Here is a 19,916-nt window from a genome sequence, read left to right on the forward strand (position 1 = left end):
AACCTGGGGGCTTGACGTGAGCGGAGAACCCAACTCCCGCCTGAGTGACCTGTTCGGCCTGGCCGGCTGGTCCAAGGGCGAACTCGCGAGACTCGTGAACCGGCAGGCGGCGGCCATGGGCCACCCCCAACTGGCGACCGACACCTCGCGCGTACGGCGCTGGATCGACATGGGCGAGTCCCCGCGCGATCCCGTGCCGAAGGTGCTGGCGGCCCTGTTCACCGAGCGACTCGGTCGTGTCGTGACCATCGAGGACCTCGGGTTCGCACGGAGCGGGCGAGCGGGGAAGCGGCGGGACGTCCAGGGCACTGACAACCCTGACGGTCTGCCGTGGGCGCCCGACCGTACGGCTGCGGTCCTCACCGAATTCACGGGAATGGACCTCATGCTCAACCGACGCGGCCTGGTGGGCGCCGGCGCGGCACTCGCCGCGGGCTCCGCACTCAGCAGTGCCATGCACGACTGGCTCAAGACCGAACCCGGCACCTCCCAGGACCCCGCCCTCACCGCCGATCCGCTGCACGCCGACCCCGCTGGGTACGACCGCTACGAGGCCGCCCCCATCGGGTCGCAGGAGATCGAGGCGCTGGAGCGCTCCGTCGAGGTGTTCCGTGCCTGGGACGCCGCCCGCGGCGGCGGACTGCAGCGCAAGGCGGTCGTGGGCCAGTTGAACGAGGTGGGCGGCATGCTCGCCTACCGTCACCCCGACCACCTCCAGCGGCGCCTGTGGGGCGTCGCCGCCAATCTCGCCGTCCTCGCGGGCTGGATGTCCCACGACGTCGGCCTGGAACCCACCGCCCAGAAGTACTTCGTCATCGCCGCGCACGCGGCGCGCGAGGGCGGCGACCGCCCCCGCGCCGGAGAGGCGCTGTCCCGGGCCGCGCGCCAGATGGTGCATCTGGGCCGCCCCGACGACGCCCTGGACCTGATGAAGCTCGCCAAGGCGGGCTCGGGGGAGCAGACGCTGCCCCGCACCCAGGCCATGCTGCACACCATCGAGGCCTGGGCACAGGCGTCCATGGGCCGCGGACAGGCCATGCGGCGCACGCTCGGCGAGGCCGAGGAGCTGTTCGTCTCCGACAAGGGCGATGTACCGCCGCCGAGTTGGATGCAGATGTTCGACGAGGCGGACATGCACGGCATGCAGGCGCTCGCGTACCGCACGCTGGCCGATCACGACCCTTCGGCCGCGAGCATCGCCCAGCGGCATGCCAAGCAGGCGCTTCAGCTGCGCGAGGGCGGGCGTCAGCGTTCCAAGATCTTCGACTACATCTCGCTGGCATCGGCGTGCTTCATCGCCGACGACCCGGAGCAGGCCGACCGGTACGCCAGGCTCGCGCTGGTGTCGATGGGCGAGACCTCCTCGCACCGGACCTGGGACCGGCTGCGCGAGATGTACCGGCTCACCGGCCAGTACGCGGGTTACGCGAAGATCGAGGACCTGCGCGAGGAGATCCAGGTGGCGCTGCCCACCGGCCCGTCGACGAAGCGCAGAAGCACCCGGATCTGACAGGGTGGACCGGGCGGCATCCGCCTCGGCCGTCGTCCGCGCCGGCGCCCGTCCGCCGGGCCCGTCCGTCGGCGTCTGTCCTACGCGCCGGCGCCTGTCCTTCGGCGTCTGTCCTACGTGTTCCTACGCGTTCACCTTCGCGACCAGCACACAGGCGTCGCCCTCGCGCTCGCCGAACTCCTCCACCACGAGCCTGACGCACTCCTGTGCGTCACGAGCCTCGGCGAGCCGTGCCGCCAGTGCCGTCAGCCGGTCCGCCGCACCCTCGGTGTCCTGCGCATCCGCAGTTGTACGGGTCAGACCGTCGGTGTGCAGGACCAGCACGTCGCCCGGCTGCAGGGTCAGTTCGCCCTGCTCGTACGATGCGCCGCTGGTGGCTCCCAGCAGGACCCCGTCGAGCATCGACAGCGCGCGTCCCGTCCCGCGGCGGAAGAGCAGCGGGGCGGGGTGCCCCGCCTGTGCCCAGGTCAGGACGCGGCTTGCGGGGTCGTAACGGCAGCACACCGCGGTGCCGAGGGCAGGCTGTGCGGAGGTGTCCAGCAACTGGTTCAGATGGGCCATGAGCTGCCCCGGACGGATGCCCGCCACCGCCATGCCCCGCAGGGCGCCCAGCAGCATGGCCATCGACGAGGTCGCCGTCACGCCGTGCCCCGCGAGGTCGCCGACGCTCAACAGTGAGGCACCACCGGGCAGTTGCAGGGCGTCGTACCAGTCGCCGCCGATGAGGGCGCCGTCGGCCGCCGGAAGATAGTGCGCCGCGATGTCCAACGAGGTGGGGCTGCCGGGCGGGAACTGGAGCGAGCCGCGCCACGGCGGCAGCACGGCCTCCTGCATCTCGACGGCGAGCCGGCGCTCGGTCCGCTCGATGTGCTGGTGCCGCTGCAGCGAGTCCCGGCTCTCGCGCACCGCCCGCTGGCTGCGCCGCAGTTCGCTGACGTCACGGAGGACGGCCCACATCGAGGCCGTCGAGCCGTCGGAGTCGAGAACCGGCTCGCCCATCATGTGCACCGTGCGCACGCGGCCGTCGGGCCGCACCATGCGGAACTCGCCGTCGATCGGCCGGCCGTCGACCAGACAGTCCGTCACCATCGCGGTGAGCAGGGACTGGTCCTCGGCGAACACGACCGAGGGCAGCTCGTCCAGGGACATCGGTCCGGCCGCCGGATCGCGGCCGAGGATCTGGTAGAGCTCGTCGGACCAGCTCACCTCGTCGGTCAGCAGGTTCCACTCCGCGCTGCCGACCCGGCTGAGCAGCGAACCGGTGCCGGCCGCGCTGTCCGCCTCGTACTCGGCGAGCTCGTCGGCGAACGCGTCCGCGGTCGCGGGCGGCAGCCCTTCCTTGAGCTGGTCCAGGTGCGCACCGAGGTCGTCCAGGTGGTGGACGGCGAGGTCGTAGAGCGCGCGCTGCCATCGCCCCTGCGGGTCGTCGTCGGCGCTCACCGTGTCCTGGCGCACCGCGTCCACGTCTCCGCGCAGCCTGCGGGTGCGGGTGATCAGGGCGTCGACGGCGCCGCGCTCGGGCGGCTGACGGTCCGCGAACACATGGGACGGCATGTCGTACTCCGATACAGGCGCGGCCACGGCCAGGACTGATACAGGGACCGGTTACGACTGTTGCACAGGCGGCGAGGGGCCGTAAGCCATTTGGCAACACTCGATCCGGTGGTGCCTTTGACATATGCCATAGGCTCTCCGGCCCTTCGTCCGCCTGTTCGGGCCGTGTCTCACGCACGGTACCCGCCAAGGGCCTCGGGTTCCGTGACTGATGTGATGGGTGTGGTGAAAGCGGCCGCGTGAGGCTGCGGCATATGTCATCACCGGACGGATGTCCGCCGGACAGGAGCGCGAGTGGGTGCCTTGGACGACCGTCCGGTCCCGGGTGGGGAAGGGGCACGATGAGCGTGATTCTGCGGGCCGAAGCCACAGCGACGGCTCCCCCGCTCGTGCTGCGGCCGTGGCGCGAAGAAGACGTCACCGCCCTCGTGGAGGTGTACCGGGGGGACGAACCGCTGCGCCGCTGGACCCGGGCTCCGGTGAACGGCATCGACGACGGGCTCCGATGGCTCGACGTGCGACGGCGCGGTTGGCGGGCCGGCACCTATTTCGGCTTCGCCGCCTTCGAGGAGCTGCCCGGCGGCGTCGAGGGGCGGCTGGTGGCCAACGTCGCGCTCAAGCGCCCGGGCGGTGCTGCTCCCGTCGCCGAGGTGGGGTACTGGACCGCGCCCGCCGCCCGCGGGCGGGGCGTCGCCCCCAGGGCGCTGGAGGCCCTGACCGACTGGGCGTTCCGCACCTACGGACCCGATGGCCTGCACCGCCTGGACCTGCTCCACCAGGTCGACAACACCGCGTCGTGCCGGGTGGCGGAGAAATGCCGATTCCTCTACGAGTCGACTCTTCCGGCCCGGCCGCCCTTTCCCAACGACGGTCACCTGCACGTCCGCAGGGCCCCCGACGCCGCTCCGGGGCCGTTGTCAGTGGTGGGCGGCAGTATGTGAGGCATGACGACATCACCTGCCGTTTCCGCTGCTCCTGCCGCTGTTGCCGCGCCCGCCGCGCCCATCGCCGACGCCGCGGCGTACGCCGAAGCGGTCGAGACCGCGTCTGAGGCCGCCGCCGCGTACTACGCGACAGGGGAGAGCGTCCTCGACGACGACACGTACGACCGCCTGGTGCGAGGCATCGCGGCCTGGGAGGCCGACCACCCCGACGCGATCGCGGCCGCCTCGCCCACCGGCAAGGTCGCCGGCGGAGCGGTCACGGGCGATGTGCCGCACACGGTCCCCATGCTGTCGCTGGACAACGTGTTCTCGGCCGAGCAGCTCGTCGCATGGACCGCATCGGTCGAGCGGCGGGTCGGCAGGGTCGTCGAGGAGTGGAGCGTCGAGCCGAAGCTCGACGGCCTCGCCATAGCCGCGAGGTACGAGGAGGGCAGGCTCACCCGGCTCGTCACCCGCGGGGACGGCAGCGCCGGTGAGGACGTCTCGCACGCGATCGGCACCGTCGTCGGTCTCCCCGACCGGCTCACCGAAGCCGTGACGCTGGAGGTCCGCGGCGAAGTCCTCATGACGAACGAGCAGTTCGAGCAGGCCAACACGGCGCGCACGGAGCACGGCGGAGCCCCCTTCGCCAACCCGCGCAACGGCGCGGCGGGCACACTGCGCGCCAAGGACCGTCAGTACACGGTGGAGATGACCTTCTTCGGCTACGGGGCCCTGGCACTGCCCGCCACCGGCCAGGAGACCGCCGGCCGCCTGACGGAGTGGCCGCACAGCCGGATCATGGAGTACGTGGCGGAGCTCGGCGTGCACACCGCCGCCGGCACCGCCGTCGCGCCGCGCATGCTGATGACGACCGAGGAGATCCAGGCCCGTATCGAGGAGATCGCCGCGGCCCGTCCGGACCTGCCCTTCGGTATCGACGGCATCGTCGTCAAGGCGGACCGCGCGGCCGACCAGGCCGCCGCGGGCGCCGGATCGCGGGCGCCCCGCTGGGCCATCGCGTACAAGCTGCCCGCGGTGGAGAAGGTGACCACCCTGCTCGGCGTCGAGTGGAACGTCGGCCGCACCGGCATCGTCGCGCCCCGCGCCGTGCTGGAGCCGGTGGAGATCGACGGCTCCACCGTCACGTACGCGACCCTGCACAACCCCGCCGACATCACCCGGCGCGATCTGCGCATCGGCGACCGCGTGATGGTCTACAAGGCGGGCGACATCATCCCGCGCATCGAGGCGCCCGTGGCCCATCTGCGCACGGGGGACGAGAAGGCCGTCGAGTTCCCTGAGGTCTGCCCGCAGTGCGGATCGGACATCGACACCTCCGAGCAGCGCTGGCGATGCGTGCGCGGCAGGAACTGCCGAGTCGTCGCCTCCGTCTCCTACGCCGCCGGGCGCGACCAGCTCGACATCGAGGGCCTCGGTGTTACCCGTGTCGTGCAGCTCGTCGACGCCGGGCTCGTCACCGACTTCGCGGACCTGTTCTCGCTCACCCGCGAGCAGTTGCTGGGCCTGGACCGCATGGGCGAGACGAGCACTGACAATCTGCTCGCGGCGATCGCCACGGCCAAGACGCGCCCCCTGTCACGGGTGTTCTGCGCCCTGGGCGTGCGCGGCACGGGCCGCTCCATGTCCCGCCGCATCGCCCGCCACTTCGCGACGATGGAGCACATACGGGCGGCCGATGCCGACGCCCTGCAGCAGGTGGACGGCATCGGCGTGGAGAAGGCGCGGACCGTCGTCGCCGAACTCGCCGAGCTGGCCCCGCTGATCGACCGGCTCACCGCCGCCGGCGTCACCATGACGGAGCCCGGTGCGACCCCGCCTCCCGAGCGTGCGGAGGCGGACGCGCCGAGCGGCGAGAGCGACGGCCCCGACGAGGGCGGCGTCGCGCCGGCGGGGCCGCTGGCGGGGATGACCGTCGTCGTCACCGGCGCGATGACGGGCCCCCTGGAGAAGCTGTCCCGCAACCAGATGAACGAGCTCGTGGAGCGCGCCGGAGGCAAGTCCTCCTCCAGCGTCTCCCGGCGCACCTCACTCCTGGTCGCCGGGGCGGGCGCGGGCTCCAAGCGGGACAAGGCAGAGCAGTTCGGCACGCGGATCGCCACGCCGGACGAGTTCGCCGCGATGGTCGCGGACTTCCTCGACGCGTGAGCCCCGGGCGCGGGCGTCAGCCATGCCGGGCCCGGTCGAGAGCGGCGTTGGAGCCCCGGACGTAAGCGGGTTGCAGCGGGCTGTCCGCCTGGGGCCAGGGGGCCGGACAGATGGCTCCGCTCACACTGCTTCCCCACCCATTGGGTTAGGGTGACCTAACTTGGGGCGCGGTTGTTCGGGAGTCACCTCCCGCCGGGTGTTTCCCGCGCCGGAATCCGGCCGGGGGCCGGGGCCCGCGGCAGGGGGACCGGGCCCGAACCCGGTCGGGAGAGGAGAGCGCAGTGGGGCATGGCTGGGAGGGCGTCGTCCTCAAACTGATGCGCGGCAAGGACTTCGCGTTCACCGTCACCGGCACGGAAGACGTCACCGACCGCTTCCGGAGGGTCCACTTCACCGACGGCGGCATGCTCGCGCAGACCGGGGTTCACCCCACCATGTGGGTCCGCATCTGGTTCAGCAACGCGGGCAAGCCGCACCAGCGCGCGTACACCCTGGTCGACGCGGACCCTGCGGAGGGAACGTTCAGCCTCGAGTTCGCCCTGCACGACGGGTGCGCCAGCGACTGGGCACGTGCGGCACGGCCGGGCGACACCGTCGAGGCCACGCTCCAGGGCACCGGCTTCACGGCGCCCGCGCCCGAGCCGTCCCGCCTGTTCGTCGTCGGCGACCCCGCCTCGCTGCCGGCGATCAACTCCCTGCTCGACGCGCTCCCGCACGTGCCCGCCACGCTCTGGTTCGAGACGAGCCACGCGTCCGACGCGGACCTGCCGCTGCGCGTTCACCCCGACCACCACGACGTGCGGCGCGTCCTGCGCCGCGACGACGGCGCCCACCTCGTCGCACAGGTGACGAAGGAGCTGCCGGACCTGCTCGACGACCCGGCCGGCGCGTACGTCTGGATCGCCTGCGACACCGCGACGACCCGCACCCTCAGCGCCTACGTCCGCAAGGAACTGGCCCTGCCCAAGGACCGGGTGAACGCCCTGGGCTACTGGCGCGCCGGTTGACCGCCCGGGGCGCGCGGACTGCTGCGTACGCTCCGTGGTGACCATCGCCGACCTGCTCCGACGCGCCCCGACCGAGGACGCCGAACCGCCCCCGCGCCCGCTGCACGACGGCGGGGTGGCGTGACGGCCGGCTCGGCGTTCCCGGCGGCCCAGTAGGGGCCGGCCTCGATGATCGTGGCGACCTTGAGCACCGCGGATGTCCACGTCCTGGAACACCGCGTCCGCGCGGGAGAAGCGGGGCTTCGTGCGCTGGTCCACCACCCGCAGCTCCGGCCGCTGCGGCCCGTCGGACCGGGTGGCGGCCGACCCGGGCACGGCCGCCACCATTACCACTGCGAGCACGGCCGCACTCGGGCGGCGCAGAGGGCGGGGTCCGCGCGGCGTCCGGCTTCCGGTGGATTGCGCGCCATCGTGCCTCCAGGGCTGCGGAGGACGGGAACTGACGGTCACGCAGAAGATGTTCGCACCTCCCACCGTGACCTCCGAGCCCGGCACCAGCGGGCACCACCCGCCGCGCAGGGCGGACATGGGACCGGCCGGGGGATCGCCCCGCCACGGTTCTGTCATACTCGTTCCATGAAAGAGCCCCTTACGGTCACGGCTCCCGGTGCGGGCGGCGGACGGCGTCGCCAGGCCGTACGGATCATGCGCGCGACCGCGCGGGACGCCAAGCGGCTCACCCGCATGGTGCGGGACTCCCGTGCCTACGAGGGGCACTACGCGGCCATGGTGGCCGGGTACCGCGTCGGCCCCGACTACATCGAGACGCACGAGGTGTACCTCGCGGCCGGCGACGACGGCCGGCTGCTCGGCTTCTACGCCCTCGTCCTGTCCCCGCCCGAGCTCGACCTGATGTTCGTCGCCGACGACGCCCAGGGCCTCGGCATCGGGCGGCACCTCATCGCCCACATGAAGGAACGGGCCCGCGAGGCCGGCGTCCGGTCCGTCCGCGTGGTGTCCCATCCGCCCGCCGAGGGCTTCTACCTGAGCGTGGGTGCCCGCCGGACGGGCACGGTCAGGGCCGCGCCGCCGGCGGTGCAGTGGGACCGCCCGGAGCTGCTGATCGACGTGGAGTGACCGAGCGGCGGCGGGGTCATTCCAGGAGCCGCTCGCGCAGCCGCGTGATCACCTTCTCGTCGAGACCGACGTGTCCGGTGACGTAGGAGTGCAGTGAGCCGTACGTCCCCGACAGATCCGCGAGGAACAGCCGGATGATGTCCTCGGGAGCCCGGCCGTAGCCCGGCCACCGCAGCTCCCGTCCGGGATGGGCGGCCCGCCAGTCCTCGATCAGCCGCTCGCTGGCCAGCTCGGTGAGCGCGAAGTCCGCTGCGATGTCGTCGTCGCCGACACCGAGCAGTCCCAGCAGCACCGCGGCGAGCAGCCCCGTACGGTCCTTGCCCGAGGCGCAGTGAAAGACGAGCGGGCCCTCGTCGTCGGCGATGACCTCCAGTGCCCGGCGCAGTTCCTCCGTGCCGTCGAGAGCGACTTCGGCGAACCGGTCGGCCAGGTAACGCCACGGGTCCAGCTCGGGCGAGATGTCCGCCTGGTCGTAAGGACGGTGCTCCACGCTGAGGTTGTGGTAGGAGACGACGTCCCGTTCCGGGACGCGGCCCTTGGCGTCGATCTCCCACGGGTAGCGCAGGTCGATCACGGTCCGTATGCCGAGGGAGCGGAAGCGTTCCCGGTCCGCGCCCGCCAACTTGCCCAGCGAGTCGGACCGGTAGAGCAGGCGCCACCTGACGGTTCGTCCGTCGGCGGTCCGATAGCCGCCCAGGTCACGGAAGTTGTGCAGCCGTTCGAAAGCCACGTGTCTGTCCACGCCGTCACTCTATGATCACCGGCCGCCGGTGGAGCGGGGACTGAGTGATGAGGGTGGGCCCGTCGGCAGGAGAGGCGGAGAGGGTGTGGCCGCTGTTCCCACTCCGTAAGGTGCCGCGTCACAAATCGGGCGTAAGGTGTCAAAAGCGGGCCGGTCCCGCCGGCGCGCAACAAGCAAGCCCGGTGGAAGGAGCGGCCATGTCGAGCAGCGAGACGCAGCCGGTGACGGACCCGGCGAAGCAGGAGGCGTTTGCCGCGGAAGTGGTCGACGTACTGAACAAGGGCGCCCTCGCGCTCCTGACCAGCGTCGGTCACCAGACCGGGCTGTTCGACACCCTCGCGGAGCTGCCGCCCTCGACGAGCGACGAGATCGCCAAGGCGGCGGGCCTCGACGAGCGCTACGTACGCGAATGGCTCGGCGGCATGGTCGTCGGAGGCTTCGTCGAGTACGAGCCCGAGGGCCGGACCTACCGCCTGCCGCCGGAGCACGCGGCCTCGCTGATCCGCGCGGCCGGACCGGACAACCTCGCGGGGATGATGCCGTACATCGCCCTGATGGGCGAGGTCGAGCAGCAGGTCGTGCGGTCCTTCCGGGAAGGCGGCGGCGTCCCGTACTCGGCCTACCCGCGCTTCCAGGCCCTTCAGGCGGAGGAGACCGCCCGCGTCTACGACCATGCCCTTGTCGACATCATCATCCCGCTGGTGCCCGGTGTCATCGACCGGCTGCGCTCCGGGATCGACGTGCTCGACGTGGGGACGGGGCAGGGGCACGCGCCGATCGTGCTGGCCCGGGCGTTCCCCGCGAGCAGGTTCCACGGCATCGACCAGTCCGAGACCGGTGTCGCCGCCGGCCGTGCGCAGGCCGCGGAGCTGGGACTGGAGAACGTGGAGTTCCACCTCGGCGACTCGACGGACGTCACCGGGAAGTACGACCTGATCACCGCGTTCGACGTGATCCACGACCTGGCGAAGCCCGCCCGCACCCTCGCGGTGATCGCGAAGTCGCTGCGCGAGGGCGGCACGTTCCTGATGGCGGACATCGCCGCCTCCAGCAAGCTGGAGGAGAACATCGGACACCCCTTCGGGCCCACGCTCTTCGGCTTCTCGGTCTTCTACTGCATGACGACGTCGCTCAGCACCGGCGGCGCGGGGCTGGGCACGGTCTGGGGCCAGGAGACCGCCGAGCGCATGCTGGCCGAGGCCGGTTTCCGCTCCGTCGACGTCCGCTCCATCGCGGGCGACCCGCTGAACGTGTACTACATCGCCTCCACGAGCTGAACGGGCCGCACCGTATGCAGAGTTGAAGGTCCGGCCGCGGTCGGGCGCGCGCCGGACCGGCCCGCTGGTCAGTCGCCGTCGAAGAGGTCGCCGTCGAAGAGTGCGGGCACGCCCGCCGTCAGGGGCTGCTCCGTCCAGATCACCTTGCCGTCCGCGGTGTACCGGGTGCCCCAGCGCTCCGCGAACTGGGACACGAGAAAGAGCCCCCGGCCCCCCTCGTCCGTGATCGCCGCCTGCCGCAGATGCGGTGAGGTGCTGCTGCGGTCCGCCACCTCGCAGATGAGGCTGCGGTCGCGGATCAGGCGCACCCGGATCGGCCCGTCGGCGTAGCGGATCGCGTTGGTCACCAGCTCACTGAGAATCAGTTCCGTGGTGAACGCCTCGTCGCCGAGGTCCCATTCGGCGAGCTTCCGCGACACGGCGGCCCGGACCTCCCGCACGGCGGCCGGGTCAGGCGGCACGTTCCACTCGGCCACCCGGTCCGACGTCAGGACACGGGTACGTCCCACGAGCAGCGCGATGTCGTCGCGGGGGCTTTCGGGCAGCAGCGCCCCGAGGATCGCCTCACAGGTCTCCTCGGGAGTCCGGCCGCCGTCGTGCTCCAGGGTGCGGCGCAGCAGCTCCAGGCCCTCGTCGATCTCGCGCTCGCGGTCCTCGACGAGCCCGTCGGTGTACAGGACAAGCCGGCTGCCCTCGGGCAGCTGCACGTCCAGGGTCTCGAACGGCATGCCGCCGAGTCCCAGCGGCGGACCGCCCGGTACGTCGGCGAACTCGGCCGTCCCGTCCGGGTGGACGATCGCGGGCTGGAGGTGGCCGGCCCGCGCGATGCTGCAGTGTCCGGTGACGGGATCGTAGATCGCGTATATGCAGGTGGCGCCGGTGACGGAGGCGTCCACGCGCTCGTCCGTCTCGTCCTGGTCGATACGGGCCACCAGTTCGTCGAGGTGCCACAGCAGTTCGTCCGGCGGCAGGTCCAGGCTGGAGAAGTTGTGCACCGCGGTGCGCAACCGCCCCATGGTCGCCGCGGCGTGCAGTCCGTGCCCGACCACGTCGCCGACCACCAGCGCCACGCGCGCTCCCGGCAGCGGGATGATGTCGAACCAGTCGCCGCCCACTCCGCCGAGGCCGCCGAGGCCGGCCTGTGCCGGGCGGTAGCGGTAGGCCATGTCCAGCGCGGTCTGCTCGGGCAGGACCCGGGGGAGCAGGCTGCGCTGGAGGGTCACCGCCATGGTGTGTTCGCGGGTGTAGCGGCGTGCGTTGTCGACGCTCACCGCGGCACGGGCCACCAGTTCCTCCGCGAGCGACAGGTCCTCCGCCTCGAACGGCTCCGGTGTGCCGGCCCGCCAGAACATGGCGACGCCCAGCACTACCCCCCTCGCCCGCAGCGGCACCGCGATCATCGAGTGCATTCCGTAGTCGACCAGCTGCGGCGCCCGCACCGGGTCCTGGCGCTGCCAGCCGGAGAAGGTGGTCAGATCCGCCTCCAGGACCGCGTCGCCCTTGCTGAGTCCCGAACCCAGCGGCGTCGTGGGCAGGAAGCGGATCGCGTGGCCGAGCGGGTACAGCGCCGTGCCGTCGGGGCCGCTGAACGCCGTGCGCCGCATGTCGACGTCCACACCGGTGGCGGTCGGCTCCTCGCCGCGCAGCACGGCCTCAGCCAGGTCGACGGTGGCGAAGTCGGCGAACCGGGCCGCGGCGAACTCGCACAACTCCTCGCAGGTACGCACCACGTCGAGCGTCGTCCCGATCTCCGTGCCCGCGTCGTACAGCAGCTTCAGTCGCCCCCGGGCCACGTCGACGCGTCCGGTCAGAGCCTGGAGCTCCGTGGTGTCCCTGAACGTCGCGACCGTGCCCGGCGGACCGCCGGCCTGGTCCGTCGACCGCTGGTTGACGGCGAGCAGCCGGTCACCGACCGGGACGACCTCGTCGGTGGCGATGCGGCCGGACGCCAGGAGACGTGCGGTGCGCGGATCGAGACCGAGGTCGCCCACCGGGGTGCCGTCCACGTCGGCCGGCAGGCCCAGCAGCCGGCGTGCCTCGTCGTTGGCCAGCAGGAGCCGGCCGTCCCCGCCGACGATGACCACGCCCTCGCGGACCGCGTGCAGGACCGCGTCGTGATGTTCGTACATCCGGGTCATCTCGGCGGGACCCAGGCCGTGCGTCTGGCGGCGCAACCTGCGGGTGACCAGGGCGGTGCCGCCGGTCGTGAGCAGCAGGACCCCCGCCGCCGAGCCGAACAGCAGGGGGAACTGGTCCTCCACGACGCCCCTGACGTGTGCGATGGTGATCCCCGCGGACACCAGGCCGACGACCTTGCCGTCATTCGCCCTGACCGGGACGACGGCCTGGACAAGTGGGCCGATGGTCCCGTCGATCCTCTCGGTGACGACACCGCCGGCCAGGGCGGGCTGGTAGTTGCCGACGAATCTCTTGCCGATGCGGTCGGTGAAGGGGTGCGTGTAGCGGATGCCGTCGGTGTTGAGGACGACGATGAAGTCGACCTCGGAACGCCTGCGGGCCTCCTCGGCCCGCGGCTGGAGTACGGCGGTCGGGTCAGGACCGGTGAGGGCCTCGGCCATTCCGGGTGCGTTCGCGAAGGTTTCGGCCACGGCGACGGACCGGTTGCGGGCCTCCCGTTCGCTGTCGGCGCGGGACTGGAGCACGAGCGCCGCCATGGCAGCGGCGACGAGCAACACCACGATCGCCACCTGCAGGAGAAAGACCTGACCTGCGACAGTTCGCATCCGCAGAACCGAGCGCGGGCGGCCGTAGCGTCCGGCCATATGCTCTTTCTACACCTCCCGCACAAGGTGGGCGAACCGCGCAGAGCGGAGCGAAGCACCCGCGGTCACCGGCCTCGGCCGCGGGTCGCTCAAGCATGCCAACCCGGCCGGTTCCGACCAAGGTCTTTGCACAACTCCGTGTCCGCAGGCCGCCGCAGGGCCTGTTGGGGCCGCGTCGTTGTGGGTGGCCGTGTCATGGTACGGAGTGTTTCCTCATGCCGCATCGCCGACGAGGCGGGCCGCGGCGTCCCGGGCGTGCAGCGCGGCTCGCGGGTCGCCGAGGATTCCGGCGGTCGCCATCGCGCCCTCGGCGAGCAGCCGCAGATGCTCCGCGGTGTCGGCGGGCAGACCGGCGTCGCCCACCAGTCCCGTCAGGTAGTCCTTGAACGCCTGCTTGTGCGCCTTGGCGCGGGCGGCGACCGCGGGTGAGGTCGCGCCGAGTTCTCCGTAGCCGTTGATCCAGGCACAGCCGCGGAAGCCGGGCTCGCGGAACCAGGTGTACAGCCAGTCGAAGACCGCCAGGATCCGCTCCCGGGGCTCCGCCGAGCGCTCGACGTGGGCGGCCAGCCGTTCCCGCCAGCGGATGTCGCGCCGCTCCAGGTAGGCGTCGACGAGCTGTTCCTTGTTGGGGAAGAGCTGGTAGAGGCGCTTGAGGGAGACGCCTGACGCGGTGCGGATCGCGTCCATGCCGACCGCCTGTATGCCCCGGGAGTAGAACAGCTCCTCGGCCGTGTCGAGTGCCTGCTGCCTGGCGGTCGCGCTGTCCATGCCGACTGCCCCTCCTTGAAGCGAGAACCATCGTTCTCGACATTAGCCCCACCAGCGGAGAGCGATCGTTCTCCGCTGGTGGGGCGCCCTGTCCGCAAGACGCCGCGCACCCCGATGGAGGAGCCATCACCACCGCCCCCGCTGCCGCCCTTCACCGCGCCGCGTCGCGCTCGCCTGCACACAGGACTCGGTCTGGCGCAACCGGGATGTCTTCGTCACCGGACGGGCTGCGATCGTCACCGACGGCCAGTGGTGGCGGTCCTACGGCAACGAACTGTGGGAGTTCGACGCGGCGGGCCTGATGTCGCGCCGGGAGGCGAGCATCAACGACGTCGCCATCACCGAGGAGGAGCGCCGCATCTTCGGGCCGCGGCCGGCCGCCGACCACGGCGTGCCCTTCGCCCTCGCCCGAGGAGCCGGCCGGACGCGCGGGCCTACGCCAGCAGGATCTGCGGACTCGCCTCCTTCAGCTTCGCCTGCGCCCAGCGCGCCTGGCGCAGCGTGTCCGGCCGGCAGGTGGTGGCGAGCCGCAGCAGGTCCTGGTCGTCGAGTGCCTGCGCCGCCTGCGCGAGCATCTCCCAGTCGGCGGCCACCCCCGTCGCCTCCGTGCACACCTGCCGCAGATCACGCAGCATCAGCAGCTCGGCCTGCCCGTGGCGGCCCGCCAGTTCGCTCGCACGCTCGCGCATCCTCGCCACCGGCGAGATCTCGCCCCGTCCGACGGGGTCCAGGTCGGCACCGTACGCCGGTGCCGCCTCGGCCAGCGCCCGTACGTGCCGTTGCGACCAGCCCGCCAGGTCCCGGGCCAGGTGATACACCTCGTGGTCCGCGCGGTGGCGTTCGGAGACCAGCATCAGATGGTGTGCCAGGGCGTTCTCGTCGTGGTGCAGTTCGCGCAGCAGCAGGCCGATCCTCATGGTGTGCCCTCCTGGTCGTCGTCACCGGCGGGAGGGCTGGCCTCCTCAGCCTCGGCCGCCGGTCCGCCGCGGGTCGGTGCGATGCCCGCGGTCACCGGGGCGGAGGCGGTGTTCGTCGGAACCGTCTGCGCGCCGCTGCCCGCGCCGATGCGCCGGATCCGGGCGGCGGCCGTCTTGAACAGCGGCTGCTTGGACACCGGATCCCAGTCGGTCAGAGTGAGCTCGTTCGCCGCCCGCGGCGGCCGGCCGGCGCCGTGCCCGTCGCCGTCGTCCCAGTAGCCGTAGTGGAACGGCAGGAAGAGCACACCCTCGCGGATCGCGGTGATCCGCGCCGTGGCCCGCACACTGCCGCGCGGGGTCGTCGCCTCCACCAGATCGCCCTCGGCGATACCGGCGGCCTCCGCGTCGCTCCGGGACAGCTCGATCCACATGTGCGGTGCCGCCGCCTGCAGTTGGGGGGTGCGCGCCGTCTTGGTGCGGGTGTGGAAGTGGTACAGCGTCCGGCCCGTCGTCAGGACGAACGGGTACCGCTCCGAGGTCTGCTCGTGCGGCGGCAGGTACTCCACCGCCTTGACCATGGCCTTGCCGTCCGGATTGAGCGCGCGGTACTCGGCTTCCTCCAGCGGGGCGCCCGTGACGAGATCCCGGCCGTAGCTCTCGCAGGACGCCGGGTCGCTGAAGAACCGGCCGTCGGCGTAGAGGCGTTCGGTGCCGTCGGGGTGCTCGTCCTCGCACGGCCACTGGACGCCGCCGTGCTCGCGCAGCCGGTCGTAGGTGATGCCCGTGTAGTCGCACGGCCGCCCCCGGCTGCACTCCTGCCATGCCGCGAACGCCGACTCGGGCCCGTCCCACGGGACCAGGGGCCCGCCGTCCTTGTCCCGCAGGTCCAGGCGGGCGGCGTAGTCGAGGAAGATGTCCAGGTCGGGGCGCGCGTCACCGGGCGGGTCCACCGCCTTCTCGGACAGATGCACCGTACGGTCGGCATTGGTGAACGTGCCCGTCTTCTCGCCCCACGCGGCGGCGGGCAGGACGACGTCCGCCAGTTGGGCCGTCTCGGTCAGGAAGATGTCCTGCACCACGAGGAACAGCCGCTTCTGGCCCAGCACCCCGCGCATGCGGTGGAGTTCGGGCAGGGACACCGCCGGATTGGTGCCCGACACCCACAGCATGCGGATCGACCCGTCCTCCACGTACCGCATCATCTGCAGGGCGTGCGTGGGCGGGCCGTAGTGCGGAATGCGCTCCGATGCGACGTTCCAGAGGCGGGCCAGCTCGGCGACGTGCGCGTCGTTGTTCCAGTTGCGGAAGCCCGGCAGGTCGCCGTCGGCGCCGCACTCACGGGTGTTCTGGGCCGTCGGCTGGCCGTTCATCTGAAGGACCCCGCAGCCGGGACGTCCGATCATGCCGCGGATCAGATGCAGATTGTTCACCTGGATCGCGGCGGCCGTCGCCTGATGCGACTGGTAGAAGCCCTGCAGCACGGTGGACAGCAGTCGCTCGGCACTGCCCAGCAGTTGGGCGGCACGCCGGATGTCGTCGGCCGGCACCTCGCAGATTCCGGCCGCCCGCTCGGGCGGGTACTCGGCGACACACCGCTCGAGTTCGTCGAAGCCGACCACATGCGCGTCGATGTAGTCGCGGTCGATCCGGCCGGTCCGCACGATCACGTGGAGCAGTGCGTTCATCAGGGCGACGTTGGTGCCCGGTTTCGGCGCCAGATGGACGGTCGCCGCCCGCGCGACCGGGGTCGGCCGGGGATCGACGCAGATCAGCGCGGGCGGATGCGGCCCGGCCAGCCGGTCGAGCACCCGGCTCCACAGGACGGCCTGGCTCTCGGCCATGTTGTGCCCGAACAGCGCGATGACATCCGCGTGGTCGACGTCCGTGTACGAGCCGGGCTGGCCGTCGCAGCCGAACGACGCCTTCAGCGCCTCGGCCGCCGTCGCCGTGCACAACCGGGTGTTGCCGTCGAGGTGGTTGGTGCCGATCCCGCCGTGGGCGATCAGGGAGAGCGCGTAGTACTCCTCCAGGAAGAGCTGCCCGCTGGTGTAGAAGCCGATGGCGGAGGCGCCCTGTTCGTCCAGGAGCCGGCGGGTGTGCGCGACGACCCGGGACATCGCCGTGTCCCAGTCGCTCTCCACCAGCTCGCCGCCCTCCCGGACCAGCGGGCGTGTCAGCCGGTCCCGGGAGGCGTTCGCCTGCCAGCCGAACAGGTCCTTCGGATCGAGCCGCCCGTGGTTGACCCGGTCGTCGGGCCGGCCCCGCACGCCCACGATCCGGCCGTCCCGGACTGCGAGATACAGGGCGTCGCCGTTGGAGTGCAGCACGGACGCGCTGGGCACCCAGCGCTCCACGTCGTCGGCGGCGACCCCTTCGGCGAGATGCGAGTCGACCCGCACCGGCCAGGTCCCGTCGCGGTCGTAGGGCGTGCGGGTGCCCCAGGGCTCGGCGATGCGGTCCGTTCGCTTCATGCGGGCCTCCTCGGGCTCACGCCGCGGAAAAATCCTGTCCCCGACCTGTCCGTCTGCGCACGATCCGATGGCAGGCGGGTCCCCCGGCCTCGGGCGTACACGCCCGTCACCTCGCGGAAGCCCGCGGCGTCGCCGACGCCGCGGCCCGCAGGATGCCGATCACTTCCTCGTCGCGGACCTGGCCGAAGTCCTCGTACCACTGGCCGACCGAGTGGAACGACTCCGGTGTGTACAGGCACACCAGGTCGTCGACCTCGGCCCTGAGCACGGCGGCCGGCTCCTTCGCGGAGACCGGCACCGCGACCACGATCTCCGCGGGGTCCATGCCCCGCACCGCGCGCACCGCGGCGCGCGCGGTCACCCCCGTGGCCAGCCCGTCGTCGACGACGACTGCCGTGCGGTTGTGCAGCGCGGGCGCGGGCCGCTTCCCCCGGTACAGTGCCTCCCGCCGGTGGAGCTCGGTACGTTCCGCGGCGACCTGCGCGCCGAGACGGTCGGCGGTCAGATCGAGCATGGCCATGGTCTGCGCGTCGTACAACGGAGGGTCCTCACCCGCCAGGGCCCCGACTCCCAGCTCCGGATTGAACGGGGCACCGATCTTGCGGGCCACGACGACGTCGAGCGGCGCGCCGAGTGCCCGGGCGACCTCGTCGGCCACCGGTACCCCGCCGCGCGGCAGTGCCAGGACGAAGGGGGCGCGCAGCCGCTCCTGCTTCAGTCTGTCGACGAGCACCGCCGCCAGTTCCCGTCCGGCCGCCCTGCGATCACGGAAACGCATGACTGTGCCTCACTCCCGGCCTGCTTCCCGCTCCTCACCGGCTCCCGGCTCCTCGTCGGCACCCAGCCGGTCGTCGCGGGTGATGTGCATGGCCGCCTCCTCGGCGGAGGCCGCACCGCCGTCGATGCCGACGTCACGGGCGACCACATGGCTGGGCCTGCGCGGTGCGGGATCCTCGGCGGCGGCCAGCCGGCCGGCTCGTTCGTCACCCGCCAGTTCGTCGACCGGTTCGCCGTTGCCGTTCACCTGGTCGCCGATGCCGTTGCCCTCGGGCGGAGCCACATCCGGTGTCTCCTGGGCGAGCCGCTGGTCCAGCGTCTCACCGGCCTGCTGCTCCTCGCCGGTGGTGCCGTACCGGCCGACGGCGAAGGGGCGCTCCGGTGGCGAGTAGCCCTCTGCCATCATGTCGTCCAGGTCGCGCTCGCCGAGCACGTTCTGCATGTCGAGCTCGTCGCTCGGGCGGTTCTGCGCGTCCGAGTGCGTGGGCTGGTACACGTCGTCGCCGCGGGCCTCGTCGTCCCTGGGCCGGTCGCCCTGCTCCGTGCCTTCGGACATGGTGCACTCCCTTCTCGGACGGTCCCGGGGGTCCTCCGGACGCCCGGGGTTCTCGGACGGATGCGGGCCCTCGGGCCCCCGCTGCCGGTCATGTGCTCACAGCGCCACGATGAGCGCGTACGCGAGGAAGAACGCCGCGCACAGGACCACCACGATGCCGATGATGAACAGTGGTCCCTTGGTCCAGCCGCGTGTGAGGTCGTCCCGTGGTCCGGCGCCGGAACCGGCGCTCGACTCGGCGGGCGGTGTCTCGCCCGGCGGCACGCCGCCTCCCGGTTCGAGACCTGGGGTGATGCGTGGATCGGGATCGGGGTCGTTGCTCTTCATATGGGGCGAGTGCCCGGAATCGCCCGGATCAACAGCCCCGATCCCGATCGTTCGCCGGATGTCCGCGGCCCGCCCCGGCGAGGCGTCCGCGCGAGTACGGCGGGCCCGCAGGGGTAACCGGCCGACAAGGACACGAACCCCGCACGGCGGGAGGCGAGAGCGGTGAGCACCAGTGAAGAGCTCCGGCTCGGGGAGGGCTACGACGCCGGTCCGTTCGTGCCGCGGCGCGGCGGGCTGCCGACGCTGCGGCGCGCCGCCGCCGGCTGCGAGGGCTGCCCCCTGTTCCGCAACGCGACCGGGACCGTGTTCGGCGCGGGGACCTCGTCGGCCCGGGTCGTGATCGTCGGCGAGCAGCCGGGGGACCAGGAGGACCGGCTCGGGGAGCCGTTCGTCGGCCCCGCGGGCAGGCTGCTGCGCAAGGCCCTGCGGGAAGTGGGCATCGACGAGAGGTCGGCGTACTTCACGAACGCCGTCAAACACTTCAAGTTCGAACCCGCGCAGCGCGGCAAACGCCGGATCCACAAGGCGCCCAGCCTGCGGGAGATGACCGCCTGCCGCCCCTGGCTCGCGGCCGAACTGCGCGTGGTGGACCCCGACCTGGTGATGGCTCTCGGCGCGACCGCGGGGAAGGCGCTGCTCGGCGGCACCTTCCGGGTGAGCGAGCAGCGCGGCCTGCTGCTGCCCCTGCCGCCCTGGGACGAGCTGGGGAAGATCGACGTGTCCGGTGAGAAGAAGGGGATGCCGCCCGAGCGCGCCGCCGACGAGGGCTGCGTCATCGCCACCGTCCACCCCTCATCGGTCCTGCGCGCCGACGACCGGGAGGCGGCGTACAGCGGGCTGATCGCCGACCTGCGGGTGGCCGCCGACGTACTGGCCTGAGCGGCCGGTCGGCGGGCCCGGCGCCCGCGCCCCTGCGGGCGGGGCTTACGATCACGCGGTCAGCCGTGCGGCCTGTCCCCCTGCCGTCTGCCGTACGGGACAGCCGCACGCCGCCCCGATCCCGGAGAGGGACCCGTGTACGCCGGCGCCCCGCAGAACACGACCGACGTGGCCCGCCA

The 19,916-nt window shown here is 72.1% G+C and carries 16 protein-coding genes and 1 pseudogene; 8 read left to right on the forward strand and 9 right to left on the reverse strand.

What is annotated here, in order from left to right; genetic code table 11:
- Positions 1-16 precede the first annotated feature (16 nt).
- Positions 17-1,510 carry a hypothetical protein gene (locus ACF08N_RS15485; protein WP_392325120.1) on the forward strand — a complete coding sequence of 498 codons (1,494 nt, stop codon included), beginning with the start codon at positions 17-19 and terminating at the stop codon, positions 1,508-1,510.
- 123 nt (positions 1,511-1,633) lie between these two features.
- On the opposite strand, the gene ACF08N_RS15490 is transcribed toward ACF08N_RS15485, so the two are convergent.
- Entirely contained in the window at positions 1,634-3,064 is a 1,431-nt protein-coding gene (locus tag ACF08N_RS15490) for a PP2C family protein-serine/threonine phosphatase (RefSeq protein ID WP_392325386.1), read from the reverse strand.
- A gap of 341 nt (positions 3,065-3,405) precedes the next feature.
- Here ACF08N_RS15490 and ACF08N_RS15495 point away from each other — a divergent pair, with 341 nt between their 5' ends.
- The 4 genes from ACF08N_RS15495 to ACF08N_RS15510 all read left to right on the forward strand — a co-directional run bounded on the left by ACF08N_RS15495 (position 3,406) and on the right by ACF08N_RS15510 (position 8,240).
- Positions 3,406-4,005, forward strand: a complete 600-nt coding sequence (locus ACF08N_RS15495) for a GNAT family N-acetyltransferase (protein WP_392325121.1) — start codon at positions 3,406-3,408, stop codon at positions 4,003-4,005.
- A gap of 3 nt (positions 4,006-4,008) precedes the next feature.
- Complete coding sequence (gene ligA, locus ACF08N_RS15500) at positions 4,009-6,156, forward strand: NAD-dependent DNA ligase LigA (protein ID WP_392325122.1); 2,148 nt, start codon at positions 4,009-4,011, stop codon at positions 6,154-6,156.
- 281 nt (positions 6,157-6,437) lie between these two features.
- Positions 6,438-7,163 carry a siderophore-interacting protein gene (locus ACF08N_RS15505; protein WP_392325123.1) on the forward strand — a complete coding sequence of 242 codons (726 nt, stop codon included), beginning with the start codon at positions 6,438-6,440 and terminating at the stop codon, positions 7,161-7,163.
- Positions 7,164-7,739: 576 nt separating this feature from the next.
- Positions 7,740-8,240, forward strand: a complete 501-nt coding sequence (locus ACF08N_RS15510; RefSeq protein WP_392325124.1) for a GNAT family N-acetyltransferase — start codon at positions 7,740-7,742, stop codon at positions 8,238-8,240.
- 16 nt (positions 8,241-8,256) lie between these two features.
- Here the strand turns inward: ACF08N_RS15510 and ACF08N_RS15515 are convergent, their stop codons facing one another.
- Complete coding sequence (locus tag ACF08N_RS15515) at positions 8,257-8,982, reverse strand: tyrosine-protein phosphatase (protein WP_392325125.1); 726 nt, start codon at positions 8,980-8,982, stop codon at positions 8,257-8,259.
- A 197-nt stretch (positions 8,983-9,179) separates the two neighbouring features.
- Between ACF08N_RS15515 and ACF08N_RS15520 the strand changes: the two genes are divergently transcribed.
- Positions 9,180-10,259, forward strand: coding sequence for a methyltransferase domain-containing protein (locus ACF08N_RS15520; RefSeq protein WP_392325126.1), 1,080 nt, complete (start codon positions 9,180-9,182; stop codon positions 10,257-10,259).
- A 68-nt stretch (positions 10,260-10,327) separates the two neighbouring features.
- On the opposite strand, the gene ACF08N_RS15525 is transcribed toward ACF08N_RS15520, so the two are convergent.
- Positions 10,328-13,042, reverse strand: a complete 2,715-nt coding sequence (locus ACF08N_RS15525) for a SpoIIE family protein phosphatase (RefSeq protein WP_392325127.1) — start codon at positions 13,040-13,042, stop codon at positions 10,328-10,330.
- A gap of 213 nt (positions 13,043-13,255) precedes the next feature.
- Positions 13,256-13,810 (reverse strand): TetR/AcrR family transcriptional regulator, encoded by a 555-nt coding sequence (locus ACF08N_RS15530; protein WP_392325128.1) that lies wholly within the window; start codon positions 13,808-13,810, stop codon positions 13,256-13,258.
- Positions 13,811-13,964: 154 nt separating this feature from the next.
- On the opposite strand from ACF08N_RS15530, the pseudogene ACF08N_RS15535 reads away from it, so the two are divergent.
- Positions 13,965-14,207: pseudogene (locus ACF08N_RS15535) on the forward strand (DUF1348 family protein); the annotation flags it as partial.
- A 37-nt stretch (positions 14,208-14,244) separates the two neighbouring features.
- On the opposite strand, the gene ACF08N_RS15540 reads toward ACF08N_RS15535, so the two are convergent.
- From ACF08N_RS15540 to ACF08N_RS15560, 5 genes are all read right to left on the reverse strand, one after another.
- Positions 14,245-14,727, reverse strand: a complete 483-nt coding sequence (locus ACF08N_RS15540; protein WP_392325129.1) for a hypothetical protein — start codon at positions 14,725-14,727, stop codon at positions 14,245-14,247.
- Positions 14,724-17,198 carry a molybdopterin oxidoreductase family protein gene (locus ACF08N_RS15545; protein WP_392325130.1) on the reverse strand — a complete coding sequence of 825 codons (2,475 nt, stop codon included), beginning with the start codon at positions 17,196-17,198 and terminating at the stop codon, positions 14,724-14,726. The genes ACF08N_RS15540 and ACF08N_RS15545 overlap by 4 nt, the downstream gene beginning before the upstream one ends.
- A 106-nt stretch (positions 17,199-17,304) precedes the next feature.
- Positions 17,305-17,976, reverse strand: coding sequence for a phosphoribosyltransferase (locus ACF08N_RS15550; protein WP_392325131.1), 672 nt, complete (start codon positions 17,974-17,976; stop codon positions 17,305-17,307).
- Positions 17,977-17,985: 9 nt separating this feature from the next.
- Positions 17,986-18,531: a DUF5709 domain-containing protein gene (locus ACF08N_RS15555; RefSeq protein WP_392325132.1), complete on the reverse strand. Its 546-nt coding sequence runs from the start codon at positions 18,529-18,531 to the stop codon at positions 17,986-17,988.
- Between the two features lie 96 nt (positions 18,532-18,627).
- Complete coding sequence (locus ACF08N_RS15560) at positions 18,628-18,858, reverse strand: DUF6480 family protein (RefSeq protein ID WP_392325133.1); 231 nt, start codon at positions 18,856-18,858, stop codon at positions 18,628-18,630.
- A 162-nt stretch (positions 18,859-19,020) separates the two neighbouring features.
- Between ACF08N_RS15560 and ACF08N_RS15565 the strand changes: the two genes are divergently transcribed.
- The gene (locus ACF08N_RS15565) at positions 19,021-19,737 is read left to right on the forward strand and encodes a UdgX family uracil-DNA binding protein (RefSeq protein ID WP_392325134.1); all 717 of its coding nucleotides are present in this window, start codon (positions 19,021-19,023) and stop codon (positions 19,735-19,737) included.
- The last annotated feature ends 179 nt before the right edge of the window (positions 19,738-19,916 follow it).

Origin of the sequence: Streptomyces sp. NPDC015127, from assembly GCF_043080095.1 — a bacterium.
In the GTDB taxonomy this organism is placed as follows: domain Bacteria; phylum Actinomycetota; class Actinomycetes; order Streptomycetales; family Streptomycetaceae; genus Streptomyces.